This is a genomic window from Aeoliella straminimaris (assembly GCF_024054565.1).
GTDB classification, from domain to species: domain Bacteria; phylum Planctomycetota; class Planctomycetia; order Pirellulales; family Lacipirellulaceae; genus Aeoliella; species Aeoliella straminimaris.
Window position 1 is genome coordinate 1 of sequence record NZ_JAMXLR010000038.1, and the last position, 15,627, is coordinate 15,627.

Consider the following 15,627-nt stretch of genomic DNA (forward strand, 5'->3'; position numbering starts at 1 on the left):
CCGGGTTGGTTGTCAGATCGGATCTGGCAACTCTGCCTTCTCCGGTCGGACCAGTTCGTAGTGTCGTAGCACTTCTTCGTCCTTGAGAGGTTGTGGGTAAACGGCTATCTCATCCAATTGGCCGATAAACGGTCTCCATTGGCGGCTACGATCGAGTTGGGCGATCAATAGCGTCAGATTGTCAGCAAGTGGGGTGCTGTCGGCAACCTCGGAAACCAACTTGCCGTTTACGTACAGCCTCGAAAAATCCGTGTCCTTTACGGACACCAGGTGGGCCCACCGTCGCGCTTCGTAGGGCACGTCGGAAAAACAGGAGGTGCCCGCTTCGACATCGCCGCTTGGCGGATTGCGGTGCAGAAAGCGAAACTGACCGGCATGCTCGATGATCGAGGGTGTGGCCAGGGTGCCTCCCAATTCGATCAGCACCCCGTGGTCGCCAGGCTCGCGAAACAACGAGACCAGGGAGCCCAGGTGGTAATGGCTTGGTTTCACCCAACACTCAACGGTGTAGCTGTTGCCAAGTTCGTCCTGCAGCGGTGCATCCGCCTCGATGTACGAATGCTGCGCCTCGGCCGTGGAATCCATGCCGAATTCGATCGCCTGGTTGTCTCCCTGATGGGACCATGCTGGACTGCCATGAACCACTCCGTGGTAGCGGTCGTCGGCCAGGTTCCGCACAATGCCATCGGCCACCTCGTCGAACCGCCAGTAAACGATCGGGGATGCCTCTAAAACCTCGTCGACGTACTCATCGGGAACTTCCAGCAGATCGGCAAGCATTGTGGATTGAGTGGTGAACTCCCAAGGTTTGGCCCCATCGCGTTGCATGGCCATCCGATCCTCATCCACAAATATGCGGACGCGCTCGCCCGACTCGACGTACTGTTTATCCGTGATTCCTCGCTTCGAGAACCAAGGGCAGTCGATTGCCACCCTGCCCGTGAAGACGTGAATCTCCACGTCCAGACCATTGACGGCGATGCCAAGTGAGGTTTCTTCAAGCACTCGCACACGTCCGAAAGGCATGTCAAAAGCCACCCGGTCCTCTCGTGGATAGATCCGCGAGGTGAACCTGCCCTGCGTGAGGCTGGGCCTGCCATCGGAAGTGAGCATCATACGGGCCGGGCCCTCCATCGCCAGGGTGGCATTTCCAGCAGTAGCAAAGTTCAGCTCGATCTCGGCGAGCCCTTCCATCAGGTTGAAACTTTCTCCCGCGTGAAGGTTGCCGGCGCCCACCTTGGGGGTGGCACCACCGGGCTCCCAGATGCAGGCCGTGTCCTGCACAAACTTCGCTACATAGGGCGACTCAGCAATCGCCGAGGGGGTTGTATCTTTCGCTACCGCGACGCGATTAGAGTTGCCCCGCGATTGATCGACCCAGCGGGTAAGCAAACTGCCCCCAATGGCACCGGCGCTCAGCAGAACAGCGGCTGCCAACCAGCCCAAGCGACTTCCCCAGTTTCGAGGGTGTACAGTCGAAGATCCAACCGTGCTGGGTGCGATGGTTGGAGCCATCGGCGAGTCTGGGGCAGATGAGCCGTCTTTAACGACCGGCCTGATGTTGCTCAGCAACGTATCCAGGTTCTCTTTCCCGTGGTCTTCCACATATTGCTGCCCAAGCCAGGCCTCCTGATGCAGAAGTTGTACCACGTGCAAGGCGAGTGCCTGATCACTTTGAATCAGGTGTTCCAGGCGGCTCCGCTGGTCGGCCGTTGCTTCACCAGCCACAATGGCAAGCACCAAGTCGGACAGTTCTCGTTGTAGTTCTTGTGAGTCCATTTTCACTTCTCATCTGCCACTTGTAGGGTAACGCATTTCATCAGGGCCGAGTGAACTCGCGTCAACGCTCGGTAGACTGAGTACACCGATCTGGAAAGCGATGCCGCCATTTCCTTCGGAGTCAGTTGCTGGCGGTACCGTTGTTCGATGAGCGCCTTGTCATGATCGGGCAGCTTCTCGACGCAATGTTCCAGGGCATGCTGGCGGGCATCGAGCGAATCGGAATGAGCAATGGCCTGGTCAGCCAGCACCTTTAAGGTCTCATCGCCCACGAGCAGCAGCCGTTTGCTCTTGCGACGCAATTGCAGTACCTCGTACGTGGCCATCTTGCATGCCCAGGCCGGGAAGTTTCCCTGCGGATCATACGAGTCGAACTTCTTCCACAGCAGCACGCACGTGTCCTGGAATATCTCTTCAGCGTCGGCGTGCGACATCACGAGCGTGAAAATGAAGTTGTAAATGCGACGGGAGTGCCGCGAGAACAACCGCAGGAACTCGTCATGTCGTTGTTGGTCCGAGTCCTGAATCATTGTCTCACCGTGTTGCGACTGCCGTTAGACAAGCTTACAGAGCGATCGGGTGCATCGACCGTGGCGTCCGATACGAAAGGCCGCCCGGCCGTGCTGAATTGAAATTCGCAACCACTCATAGGCTTTCGTAACTGGGCCGTCCGGTTTTGCGCGAAAAAACCACAATATCTTAGTCCTTCGCGCGCAACAAAATACGCCTCCAGGTACGATGGTTAGTATAGGCGGATCCCTTTCTCGTCCAATCGGAACAGTGCGCTGCGGCTGGCCGCAGCGCACTCTGCGCTCTCCAGGGGCCGAATTTCAACGACGAAACACGGCGATCTGTCAGCATTCGCTTAATCGTAGAACCTCCCTATATCCCTGGTTCCCGTTCGAGATCCCCAGGAAGCCTCTGATGACCTCGTCGGGGTCGGGGTGGCTATCTCCTGCGAGATTGATGCAAACTTCCCGAAACCCCATGCTCAATTTGTCGAAATGGTGTCGGCAGGTCCGTGTCGCTAACCGGCTAGTGGTGGGTCGCGTCGAACGCACTGGCTTCGGCCGGGCCGCGGACATTTGCACCCGTCGTGTTGGGCTTGGTATTGCGATGACTGATCGCCCCGTGAGATTTCTTCCCCCACTTTCAAGAGCAGTGCTTTTCGCTGCGTTGTTAGCGTCATGTTCCGCTGTCGTTACGCCCCATGCCAGTGCCCAGCTGCCCAGCGGCACCTGGCAGTACCAATGGGGCGACGAGTTTGGCGGCAGCGCGCTGGATGGAACCAAATGGCACAATGGTTATCCAGAATGGGGCATGTCATCGGCCGCACCGACTCAGATCCGCCAGGATCTGGCCACCGTCGACGACGGTGCACTTACGCTCACCGCCACGAGGGTTAGCGAAGGTGGTGCGGAGCCCTTTGCCGGCGGGATGATCTCCACCTATCAGAAAAACTACTTCAACGGCGGCTATATCGAAGCTCGGATCTTGCTACCCGATACTCCCGGCTCGTGGCCCGCGTTCTGGGGCTTGTACGATGGCTGGCCTCCCGAAGCGGACATCATGGAGTACCCGATCGACACGGCCGCTGGCAGTGGCTATAGCCAGGACGAATACCATACGGCGTTCCATTATCGAAATACTAGCGGAGGAAACTCGGCGGGAGCTGGCAAGGTGAACCCTGGAGGCGCGGGAGATCTGGGTGGCGCTTACCACAATTTTGGCATGGAGTGGCGCGAAGACGATTGGGTTGGCTTCTACTTCGACGGCCAGCTTGTCGGTCAATTTGGCGACGACGCAAGCATCGCCCAGATGCAGCGGATGTACCTAATTCTGAACTATGCTGTGGCCGGCTGGCCGGGCACACCCAACCTTACCGAGTGGCCGATTGGCCACCGTGACGAGACGAAGGTCGATTGGGTCCGCGTATGGAAGCAGGAAGCTGGATCGAGCAGCAACTGGAGTTACACGGGAACCAGCGAGTACGTGCAGTGGGACGCCGTCTCCAACTGGTCAAACGGCTCACCGAACCTGGGAGGCGTTGCCGCTTCGTTCGACACCGTCAGCGCGGCCGAGCAGCGAATCGACTGGTCGGGAAGAAGGACTCTAAGCGTGATGAATTTCGATGGCGACACCCGATACCGCTTCGGCTTCAACGACGATCGTTTGGTCCTGGGTCCTGGCAACAATGGTTCGCAGAAGTCGACGATCAATATCGCGTCGACTTCTACTGCCGAGCACGAGGTGCTGGCAACGCTTGAGTTTGCCGGCGGGCTGGACATCAACAACAACTCGACCCAACCGCTTCTGCTCACCGGCGACGTCAACGGGGGCGGTGGAAGCGTGCGTGTTCGCGGGCCTGGCGTCGTCAGTTTCGATGGCAGCAATAGTTACACCGCTGATACTTATATCGGCACAGGGCAGGACCAGGGCATCGCGCGAGCACGTGGTCAAAACGCTTTTGGTGTTGGAGGAACGGTCGTCATCGGCGAAGCCGGCAATGCAACGACGGCCCGCATCGAGTTGGAGAATAACGCGTTGGTTTCAAATAACATTGCCTTTCGTGGACGCACCAACTCGAGCCCAGCCATCGTAAACAAAAGTGGAAACAACACGATCTCCGGCACCTTGAACGTAGAATTCGGGGGCTCCACGTATCTGCTTCGCTCTGAAGCGGGGCAACTCACCCTGTCGGGTGGCGTGGCCCTCACCGCAGGTACGGATATGGGCAATCGAAATATCACGCTCGATGGCGCGGGCGACGGAGTGATCCGTGGCGACATCCTGAACGGGCCCCGAACCTCGCTGACTATTACGAAGACTGGCACTGGAATCTGGACACTAACGGGAAACAACTCTTACAGCGGCACGACAACGGTGGCTGAAGGAACACTCGCCTTCAGTGGTTCCACCGGCCAGGGCGCGACGAGCGTTGCTGCGGGGGCGACGCTGGCTGGCAGTGGTACCGTATTCGGCAACTTGAGTGCTCAATCGGGCGCCGTAATTCGAGTTGGCAGCGCTGGACTGACCAGCAAAGTGGCTGGCGAAGTGATCGACGACTTCGATGGCTATAACAATGGTAGAAATCAGAACATCGGCGCCCATGCCAATGGAGACGTGACTGGCGGAGTGTGGGACGGCGTGTTCGACGGTACCGGCGCTGCACAAGTCGTCGACAACGCTGGTTCGGGCGACAATTCACTGTTGGTCTATGGTGCTCCTTCGTCGGGCGGCGCCGGCTGGCGTGGTGGAGTGACAAGTCTTGCCGAAGGCTACGCGAGAGATTTCAGCTTGCTAGATGGTCAGACGGCTACGTATTTCTTCCAGGTCATGAATGAAGGCAACGCGTTTGCTGATACCATGATCGGTCTGACTGCTAGGACAACCACGATAGACGTGAACGACGCCTGGCAGGACTACTCTGTGATGCCTTACGTCAACGGCAATCCCGGATCAACAAACCTGAACGTCTATGGCGACAATGGCACAGGCGGGCTGATTACGCCCCTAACCGATGGTCTGTGGCAGAATATATGGCTGGTTGTAGACAATGCGACGAAAACCTTCGATGTGTACACTTCAGCCGGAACGGACGCGGGAACCTTGGCTCTTTCCGATGTGGAGTTTGGGCGAATGACCGACCCCGTCGACCTCGAGGCTTTTGGCGTTATGGGACGAGAAGACGGCCGAGTTCGAGTTGATAACATCTATCATCTGAGCGGCGTAGATATAACGAATCCGTTGGCTCCGGAGTTGCCTGCCGGCGAGATTCTCTCCGTGCAGGGCAATCTGACGCTCGGCGGCGCTACGCTTGAGGTCGACCTCGATGCGAACACGCACGACACGATTGAGGTGCTCGGCACGGCCAACCTGGATGGCGTGCTCGCCATTTCATTGGAAGAGGGGTTCCATCCGGCTGTCGGCGAAGGCTTTACCCTGCTATCTGCCAGTGCGATCTCCGGTACCCTGATGCTCGGCGGGCCCGACGGATCGAGATTCACCCTCGCCAACAGTACTGCGACCGAACTCATCCTGACCTGCCTGGGGGGACTGCCGGGTGATTTCAATAGCGATGGCGTTGTGGATCTGGCCGACTACGTCGTCTGGCGGAACAACCTGGGCGCGCCGGAGTCGGTGCTGCCGGCTGGTAGCTCGGACGACGCCAATAGCGTGGTGGATGCCGGCGACTATGCCACCTGGAAGGTGCACTTCGGTCAGATGTCAAACGTCGGCTCGGTTGGAAGGAGCTTTGCAGGTGCCGTTGAAGTTCCAGAACCCAGTGCCCTCTGGTTGCTGACTCTCTCCGCGGCACTTTTTCGACTTAGAAGGCGAGTATGAGGCAATTCCTGGCGGTATTGTACTGTATCGGGCTGTTCGTCACCCTGCTGACTGAGTCGTCGGCTGCGCTAACTTTCTCTGTCAATGGCAGTTGGCCCGATCAAGCTCGCTACGACGCCGCGGTGGCCGCAGCTAGTTCGGCCGTCGACCGCTACAACGCGTATGGCAACTTCAACAATTTTCAAGGCCACGTTGATATCTACTACAACGCGGGCATTCCGACGGCGCAGGCGAGTTTTGGCGGCGACATCGGATTCGGTGGAACTTGGCCGGCCGAACGCGTCATGATGCACGAGATGGCCCATTTCCTGGGGCTACCAAACTGGAGTTCGGGAGGCTGGAATGGAACCGGTTCGGGCATGATGTCCGGCGGTGTCTGGCAGGGCGCGATTGCCAGTCAGCTGGTGCAGCAGTTCGATGGCGAGGGCGCCGCGGTCCGAGGCGACACGCAACACTTCTGGCCGTACGGGCTGAACTACGACAGCGAAGGAAGTGAACTCAACAAACAGCGTCAGGTGGCCATTGTGTACGCCATGCGGGCCGACCTGGGCATCGGCCCCTCGTCCCACCCCTCCTCTGTAACTAGTGTGGCGCTGACGGCTGATGATCCGTTCGGCACGTCGGGCTTCAATTACATGGATCGCTGGAGCGATGACTACTTCGCTCACGCCGGTGCTACCTACTCCACGGATGATTATTTGCTTCGCACACCTGCAAGCTCCAGCAGCTTTACGTTTGCTGGTGATTCGCTGGTGGTCAATAACACCGACGGCATCGACGGTGGCTTATTGTTCAAAGGGGGCGGCAGCGCGGCCGTGACGACGATCAACAACCTGGTGCTCGACGGCGGCTACGTACGCCACGCCAGCGGTGCCGGCGATCTATTTCAGCTTGATGGCTCGATGACGCTCTCGGGTAGTCCAACCATTGATGCCGCACAAGGGAACATTAAGCTTCTGTCGCCCATCGCTGGCAGCGGGAGCCTAAACCTCAAATCCGCTGGTTTCACGGTCATGCTGGCCAGCCCGAGCAACGACTACTCCGGGGCTACGAACGTGCAAAGTGGAACACTCGCCTTGTCGGGATCGACTGGAACGGGACTCACCACGGTCGCCAGCGGCGCGGCCCTGGTGGGAGATGGACTTGTCCGTGGGAGCCTTACTGCCGAGAGTGGTGCCACGATTCGCGTAGGTGGTGCCGGCCTTCCTATCGGCTTTTCCAGTGGACACCAGCTGCTCGATAACTTCGAGTCATACGCCACTGGTCAGATCGGTGCTACTCCGAATACGACCGGCAACGTGTGGACTGGCGTACAAGACGGCACCTCCAATGCCAGCATCGTTGAAGGCAATCGCAACCAGGCGTTGCAGGTGCTGGGAGTCAATCAGTCCACAAGCACATGGCGTGGCGCCGTCACCAGCCTCAGCAGTGCCTTCGACGACGACTCCTCCCTGCCCCATGGTGATACGGGCACTTACTTCTTCCGCGTACGTCGTTCCGGCACCGGGACGATTGACACAATCTTCGGGCTGACCGACCAGGCGGCGAGCACCGGCACGGCACCGGGAAATGATATCGACTCACCCTGGAACGAATATGCAGTACTGCTGTCGATCTTCGGCGACACCAACAACTCACAACTACGTGCGTATAGCGATGGTTCGGGTGATGTAAATGTCGGATCTGTTGCCAATGCGGAATGGTTAAATGTCTGGCTGACGGTCGACAACTCGAGCAAGACCTATCGCGTCGCCACCTCTACCGGACTGGACGACGGTGTCGACTCGGGCGGCCAGTACCAGTTTGGCCGCCGCACTGCTGGCACAGTGGGCAGCAATTCGTTGGTTGGTTTCGGCTTCCATGAAGCTCGTGGGGTCGCCGCCCAATTGGATGATCTGTACTTCGTTGACGGAGTGAATCTGACGAATCCCCGCACGCTTGCTTCGACACTAGTGGGAGAGAAGCTCACGGTGGATGGCGACCTGACGCTGGGGCCTTCGTCGCAGCTTCTCATGGATATTGCCAGTCCGACGGCACACGATCAGCTAGTGGTTGGCGGCACACTGATGGCAAATGGCAGCTTGTCCGTAACGCTGGATCCCTCCGCCTCCTTGGTTGCGGGGGATTCGTTCGGGTTATTCCACTTCGCCTCGGCTACTGGCGTCTTTTCAAGCTTCGACTTGCCAGAACTCACAGCTGGCCTTTCCTGGGACACCACACTCCTGCTTACCGACGGAACGCTAAGTATCGTGGGAGACACGCCGGGCGATTTCAACGACGACGGCATCGTCGACTTGTCCGACTACGTTTTTTGGCGGAACCACCTGGGGGCACCCGAGTCGGTGTTGTCGCCCGGCAGTTCGGAGGACGGCAACGCGACCGTCGACGCCGGGGAATATGCTACCTGGAAAGCCAACTTCGGCGTAACCTACAATTTGGATAGCTCAAACAGTGCAGCTTCGGCCGCTGTGCCAGAGCCACGTAGTCAGTGGCTGATGGTGATCGCTGTCGGGTGTAGCCTGCTGCTGGTGAGGCGGCGATACTGGAGCTGAAGCCGGTTTGACTGGAAGCTTTCGACAGCGACCTCGGCTAGCTTTTCATGCAGTGGAGATTCTGATCATGGGATTGAGAACCTTGCGATATTATCTGAGCGCACTCGCGGTCATATTCGCCCTGGCGAACGAGCAAGCTTCTGCAGCCGAGTTCTTCGAACTGGCGGATGTGAAGCTCCTTGATAGCCCATTCCGGCAGGCAATGCAGCTGAATCGCGATCAGCTTCTCTCCTACGATGCTGACCGTTTGCTTGCCCCGTTCCTCACAGAAGCGGGATTGCCAGCAAAAGCCGAACGGTATGGTAGCTGGGAGAATGAAGGGCTCGGTGGGCAGACGGCGGGCCACTACTTGTCAGCTTTGGCCATCACCGCGACGGCCCTGGGTGACCAGCAATGCCGCGAGCGATTGCAGTACATGGTGTCCGAACTCGCCCGCTGCCAGCAGGCGAACGGCAATGGCTATGTGGGCGGGGTGGAGAACAGCAAGCAACTGTGGGACGAGTTGGGCGAAGGTAAGATCGATGCGTCCGGGTTCTCGCTGAACGGCCGCTGGGTGCCGTGGTACAACCTGCACAAGACCTTTCAAGGTCTGCGCGATGCATGGCAGATTGCTGGCAACGAGCAGGCTCGCGAGGTCTTCATCGGTTTGAGTCAGTGGTGCGCAAATTTGGCCAGTAAGCTAAGCGACCAACAACTTCAACACATGCTCGTCGCCGAGCACGGCGGAATGAACGAAGTGCTGGCCGATGCAGCAGTGATCACGGGAGACGATAGTTACCTCGACCTGGCCAAGCGGTTTAGTCATCGGCAAATCCTCGATCCGCTCGCCAAGCGAGAGGATCGGCTCAACGGACTGCACGCCAATACGCAGGTGCCCAAAGTCGTTGGTTTTGAGCAGATTGCCGCGCTCACCGGCGATGAGTCGTACCACACGGCCGCTGAATTCTTCTGGCAGACGGTCACGTCGAATCGGAGTGTCGCTCTGGGAGGCAATAGCATTGCCGAGCACTTCCCGACGCCCAATCAGTCCATCGGTTGGATCGAGCGACGCCAAGGACCGGAGACCTGCAATACCTACAACATGCTTCGCTTGACCAAGAAGCTGTTCGAGGCCGACCCCCAAGCGGCATACACCGATTTCGCCGAACGCGCTATCTACAACCACATCCTCTCTTCACAGCATCCGCAGCATGGCGGCTACGTCTACTTCACTCCGCTACGGCCGCGGCATTACCGCACCTACTCTCAAGCCGGTCAAGCATTCTGGTGTTGTGTGGGCACCGGCATGGAGAACCATGGCAAGTACGGCGAGCTGATCTACGCCCATGATGCCGATGATCTGTATGTCAACTTATTCATCCCGTCCGAACTCACATGGAAGGACCGCGGGCTAACCGTCCGTCAGACTACCGAGTTTCCGGCGGCGGGTACCAGCCAGCTGAGCATCCGTCTGGAGGAACCGCGGCAGTTCACCCTATTCGTGCGTCATCCGAAGTGGGTGGGCGAAGGCTTCGAAGTCAAAGTGAACGGCCAACCGGTCGAAGCCCCTTCCACCCCGGGTTCCTACGCTTCGATCGACCGGCAGTGGCACGATGGCGATACCATGGAGGTTGCAATACCGCTGCGGATCCATACCGAGTCGCTCCCCTACCTGGAGGAGTACGTTGCCCTGCTGCACGGCCCCATCGTCTTGGCGGCCCCCACGGGCACCGACGATTTGGATGGCCTGCTGGCAGACAGTGCGCGGATGGCTCACATTGCCCAAGGACCGCTGAAGCCGATTGACGAAACCAGTGTGCTGATCGGCGACAAACAGGAATTGTGCGAAACCGTCGAATCTTCTCAAGGGGCAGATGAAACCTTCACTTTGCCGGCGGCTCTGCGGCCGGCTGAATTGAGCGATATCGAACTTGTCCCATTCTACCGCGTTCATGACACCCGCTACACAGTCTACTGGCACTTGATGTCGGCTGATCAGTACAAAGCGGAAGCGGAGCAACTGCGGCTGGAGGAGCAGGCTCGCTTGGCGCTCGATCGGCGTACCGTCGACCGCGTGGTTCCGGGCGAGCAGCAACCCGAGTCGGACCACAACATCCAAAGCAGCAACTCTTCAACCGGCAGCTGGCGGGATCGCTCCTTCCGCCACGCGGACGGGTGGTTCAGCTACGACATGCAGGCCAGCGGCCAGCGCCATCTCGAGCTGCAGGTAACCTACTTTGGCTCCGACCGTCGACGCTTCGACATTCTCGTCAACGGCGAGGTACTCCAGTCGGTCGACCTTCAGGCACCTCGGCCCGATGAATTCATCGACGTTCAGTATCCGATCCCCGCGGCAATGCTCGAAGCTGCTCCTGAAGGCAAGCTGGTCATCAAGTTCGCCGCCAAACCAGGCTCGATGGCCGGCGGTATCTACGACGTTCGGCTGCTGAAACCGGACGCGAAGTAATTCGCCACTCATCGATGCGACTGCTACAGGGCGGTGAACTCCCGACTCTTCAGCGCGGAGTTTTGCCGCGCCTGTGCGGCAAAACGATTCACTGCGACTTTACTCACTGCCTGTGACTCGGGGCTTGCGACACAAGTCCCCTCCTCAAAACACCTTACGCCATTCCAGTCGCCAAGCGACCCGTGAGTTTTGGCGCTCGGTATCACGCAGGTGCGGCAAAACTCCCCGACCGCCCAATTCAGGTCTCCCTCAGTCATTGGAGGTGATATGGAAACTATCGAAACGCGCGAGCGCGCATCTCTATCCTCAGGAAACCGTCGAAGATAGGTTGCTACTTGCCAAAGACCCAAAGTGTGCAGAATGCCACGAGTCTATTGGACCAAGCCGCAGGGCGATTACAACGCCTATTTTTTACAACCGCCAGGTTGTGGGAAAGGTCCGGTCCGCCAACTCAGTCGCCTGCGGATGCACGGTCGACGCCATGCTGGCCGGAGTCTCGCCAGGCAGTAGCTCCTTCTGTTGGCGGAGACCGACTCTACCAAACTTCACGCTAAAAGTAGCTAGCGTTTGGGGCGGCATCTTATCGCCCCCACCAGCAAACCAGCTACCAGCAGCACCGCCGTCGAAGGCTCGGGAACCTGTCTGCCTGCCAGCAACGCGCCGAGGTTCAAGGCGCCGGCGTTGGTATGATTGGTGCGAATAACGTCCCAGTCGTACAGATCTACGACACCGTCCATGTTGAAGTCGCCATCGGCGTAGGTGTTCAGGTCGCCCACGGACAGTCCGTTGATGACCTGCCTTTTCTGCCAGTTCGCGATGAAAGCGGCGACGTCGTCGTTGGCTCCTCCACTGCCATTGCCCATCACCAGGCCATCCCCTGTGAGATCGCCCGGCGTGGCATTCGCCAGAGCCGAGGTGACAAACTCGTTATCGGTGGCCAGGTTGAAGTCGCCGTACTCGTCAAACGGATCGGCGGAGGCGGTACCGATCACAAACATTTCCAAGTTGTCGAGCACACCTTGGTAGTAGTCGGCCGTACCGGCGTTATCGCCGCTAATGGAGCCGATTACGAGAGGAGTGGCATCTGCATTTGCATAGCTGGTGCCACCGGCGGTTACCGCGATGCCATCGATGTAAAGTCGTGCGCCCGCAGCCGAGCCGAATGGACGTACAAGCATCACATGCGACCAACTATCGTACGCCACATCGGCATTCGACTCGTACTGGGTTCCGCCATACTGCATGACCCATTGGCCCGCAGCATTGATGCGAACCGCATGCTGTGGAGAATCAGCAACCAGTGACTGTTCGGCTCCGTCACCGGAGGAATAGGGGAACGCCCAGAATTGCATTCCCCGGTCATAGATATCGGCGTAGTTCCGATCGCCGTTCTGCGTGGCCGCACTGGTGGAGTTGAGTGGTCCATTGAGATTGAAGCCGTCCAGATAGTCGCCCGTTCCCAGGAACTCCGCACCCAATTCGCCGGTGCTCGCGCCGGGACGCCCCATCAGGTCCGTACGAACGTACTTGGGATCGCCATGTACCAGCAGGTCGGCATAGTTTTCGAGGTCCGAATCGGGGCCAATCGAATCCAGGGAACTATTGGCCACGGCATTCCCAGGGCCGCTGCCCACGAGATCGTTGGTTGCATTGGCGGAATCTTCCAGCGGATCGTCCCCAAATTGGTAGAGACGATCCGCGGTCGAAGCCAGGACAATGCTGGGCATGAGCATCAGCGTAAGACCCACCGTTAGCAAAGGCCGAGAACGTTTCATCAGTAGGAGTCCGCCGGCCAACAGCAACGTCCAAGCAGCGGGCTCGGGCACCGCCGCGACGGCCGCCGGCGAACCACTTCCCGAGATCGCGCCAAACTGACTCTTCCAATAGGCATAGTCTTCGGCGTCCACCACGCCAGGAGTCGTGGCCGATGGATTTTCGCCCATCAAGGCGACACTCGCTCCCAAGTTGTTGCGCCAGACCGTGTAGTCCGCAATGTCCACCGTGCCATCGCCGTTGTAGTCGCCACCCAGTACTTCGTCGATGTAGGTCGCCGCTACGTCGATGTAGCGATTCGAATTCGTGTCTCGATACCGTAACATGATGTCCTCGCTTCCGGTTCCCTGCTGGAAAACGCCTCCCAGGTTGACGGATGCCCCTGCTGCCAGGACTGAGTCGCCGGAAAGGTAGAACTCGCCCAATTCGCCGTTGTTGCTTCCGCCGGCTTCTTCCCAGCCGCTGCCGAGTCCGTCGCCCGCTGGAAAGTCAACCATGTCTTGGTCGTACAGGCTGTTCCACCCCGCCACATCCAGCGAGTCGGTTGCGCTCGTCAGTTTGTAGAAGTTAAATTGAATCGGACCTGCGGTGGCGTTGACGATCTGGGCGATGCCCGTGTTGGTATTGACCACCAAGGACAATTCGGGATCGGGAGCATTCAACGAAAGATTGTCCAGTGCAAAGTTGTTTCCTGAAGTGGCATTGCTGCTCACGTTGAAGCGTAGCGTATAGGTCGAGCCACTGGTCAACGAGACATTCGGGAAATCCGCCACGATACCGACGCCAACATTGCTGGCAGCATCGGCAGTCCCTAGTGGGCCGATTTGTACCGCTGATAGTTCGTTTAAGCCGGAATCGAGAATGCTCACATCGACGATCCCGCTATCGGGGTGCGCCCCAAGCTGATTCGCTCCGCCTCCGGAGATGAACTGGTAATCGAATTGCAGGTAATCCAACTGGATGCCGGGGGATGTGGCGTCAAACGTCAGGTCGATATTCCAGGGTCCAGCCGTGTCGATGTTCTGCGCGACGGCCAGTCGATCCAAGTTAGCAGCTGCACCACCGGTTTGAACGGTGGCCGGCGATGACAGAGCAATAGTCGAGCCTGGATCGCTGACGCCGTTGGTGGTCCAGGTAATGCCGGTGAACTCGGTTGCCCCATCGATGGAGCCGTGAGCATCGAAGTTGGAAGAAAGCACTTCCAGTGCAGATGCAGACTGGCCTGTGGACAGCATGGCGGCCACCAGCAGTACCGGGATGGCGGCGAAGGCCCTCTGCAGGCGGCGACCACCCCTCAGCCACCAGTAGAACATACCGCAGAGTGCCATCAGACCTACTGAGTTGGGCTCGGGCACGGCTGTCGCCGCGACCATCGCCGCAAAGGCGCCACCACCATACATCGCGTCGTACTGGCTCTCGAAAACCAGGAAATCATCTTCGTTACTCAGACCATCTTCATTCAGGTCGCCCATTTGATACTGCTCCGCGGGGGAAAGACCGGCAAGGTCGCTATACAAGTTGTCGCGTAAGGTTGGCCAGTCGTTCTCGTCGAACATGCCATCGAAGTTGAGGTCGCCACCGGGAATCGGATCGCCCGTGAATCGTAGAGAAAACTCCGCGGGGCCCGACGGTCCCAGCACCTGGAGCACCAGATCTTCATCGGGGTTCTGGATCCAGACATTTCCCAGGTCGACCGACTCGTTCTGTCCCAGCGTTACGCCCGTGCCTCCTGGCTGTTCCGCCTCACCAATGTTCTGGCGATCGCCGGCGGCCGTGAACTCAAACCAGTCGTCGTCCGGCGTGCCAGAGTCAGCGATCGAGGTCCAGACACCGTTATCAGAGTTGAGTGCCCCAGTTGCCGAGGTGAGAGAATAGCCAACGAACGTCTGTGGTGCCGGGAACGGGTTGCTGATGGTGATGTTACCGGTTTGGCGATTGACCTCAACCGCTAGCTGTGGTGTAGCGGTAACGGCCGAGGCCAAATCGGCGATCTCCATCGGAGTGAGCGCCGTGTCATACAAGCGAACGTCATCGAGATTGCCAAGGAAATCGCGGCCGGTGTCTTGGTAGCTATCGCCCATGCGCAGAGGGCCGAGACCCGTGGCCAATTCACGTGTATGGGAGAAATTGCCCGCGAACACACCGTCGACGTAGTACTCGGTTGAACTCACCGTGGCCGGATCGCTGGCAACCACAACTGCGACGTGGTGCCAGTCATCGTCAGCAAGAAGGGAGTCTGTGGTGAAACCACCACTCTGCACTTCGAGCCGCAAGTTACCGCTAGCCAATCGAATGTCGAATCGATTTCCAGCACCGGAGCCACTTCCCAAAGAAATCATGGTCGGGTTGGGATCGGGCTGTGTAGATGGCGCTTTCATGTAGAAGGCAACTGTACGGATCGTGCTGGTGGACCAGTCGAAGTCGTTGCCGGAGACAGCCCCGTCATCGCCCGCCGTGTCGGTGCCTGGATTGGCAGATAGAGCCAGAGACCCAGTGCCGACGAGGTAGTTGGTGTTGTCGATTGTGGCCGCTCCACCAAGTGTGGCGTCTGTGCCCACGGTGGCGCCGCCGCCGGTATCAAATGTGTAGTGGGCCACCAGCACGGCCTGCGAGGGTGTAGCCAGCCCGACCACCAGCATGGAACCGAGCAATGCATAACAAGATCGCGACATACTACTGCACCTTCGAGAATGTGTAGTCCATGAAAATACGCTGCGCTATCCCACTGTCCGT

At 58.6% G+C, this 15,627-nt stretch carries 6 protein-coding genes; 3 read left to right on the plus strand and 3 right to left on the minus strand.

What is annotated here, in order from left to right; all coding sequences use genetic code 11:
- Positions 1 to 12: 12 nt before the first annotated feature.
- Both NG895_RS12125 and NG895_RS12130 read right to left on the minus strand, forming a co-directional pair.
- Positions 13 to 1,779 carry a LamG domain-containing protein gene (locus NG895_RS12125; protein ID WP_252852771.1) on the minus strand — a complete coding sequence of 589 codons (1,767 nt, stop codon included), beginning with the start codon at positions 1,777 to 1,779 and terminating at the stop codon, positions 13 to 15.
- A 2-nt stretch (positions 1,780 to 1,781) separates the two neighbouring features.
- Entirely contained in the window at positions 1,782 to 2,309 is a 528-nt protein-coding gene (locus NG895_RS12130) for a sigma-70 family RNA polymerase sigma factor (protein ID WP_252852772.1), read from the minus strand.
- A gap of 631 nt (positions 2,310 to 2,940) precedes the next feature.
- On the opposite strand from NG895_RS12130, the gene NG895_RS12135 reads away from it, so the two are divergent.
- The 3 genes from NG895_RS12135 to NG895_RS12145 all read left to right on the plus strand — a co-directional run bounded on the left by NG895_RS12135 (position 2,941) and on the right by NG895_RS12145 (position 11,121).
- On the plus strand, positions 2,941 to 6,123 hold the full coding sequence (locus NG895_RS12135) for a family 16 glycosylhydrolase (RefSeq protein ID WP_252852773.1): 3,183 nt from the start codon (positions 2,941 to 2,943) through the stop codon (positions 6,121 to 6,123).
- Positions 6,120 to 8,675: an autotransporter outer membrane beta-barrel domain-containing protein gene (locus NG895_RS12140; RefSeq protein WP_252852774.1), complete on the plus strand. Its 2,556-nt coding sequence runs from the start codon at positions 6,120 to 6,122 to the stop codon at positions 8,673 to 8,675. Before NG895_RS12135 ends, NG895_RS12140 begins: the two co-directional genes overlap by 4 nt.
- A 67-nt stretch (positions 8,676 to 8,742) precedes the next feature.
- Positions 8,743 to 11,121, plus strand: coding sequence for a glycoside hydrolase family 127 protein (locus NG895_RS12145; RefSeq protein WP_252852775.1), 2,379 nt, complete (start codon positions 8,743 to 8,745; stop codon positions 11,119 to 11,121).
- A 560-nt stretch (positions 11,122 to 11,681) separates the two neighbouring features.
- Here NG895_RS12145 and NG895_RS12150 read toward each other — a convergent pair.
- Positions 11,682 to 15,566: a LamG domain-containing protein gene (locus NG895_RS12150; RefSeq protein ID WP_252852776.1), complete on the minus strand. Its 3,885-nt coding sequence runs from the start codon at positions 15,564 to 15,566 to the stop codon at positions 11,682 to 11,684.
- Positions 15,567 to 15,627: the final 61 nt, after the last annotated feature.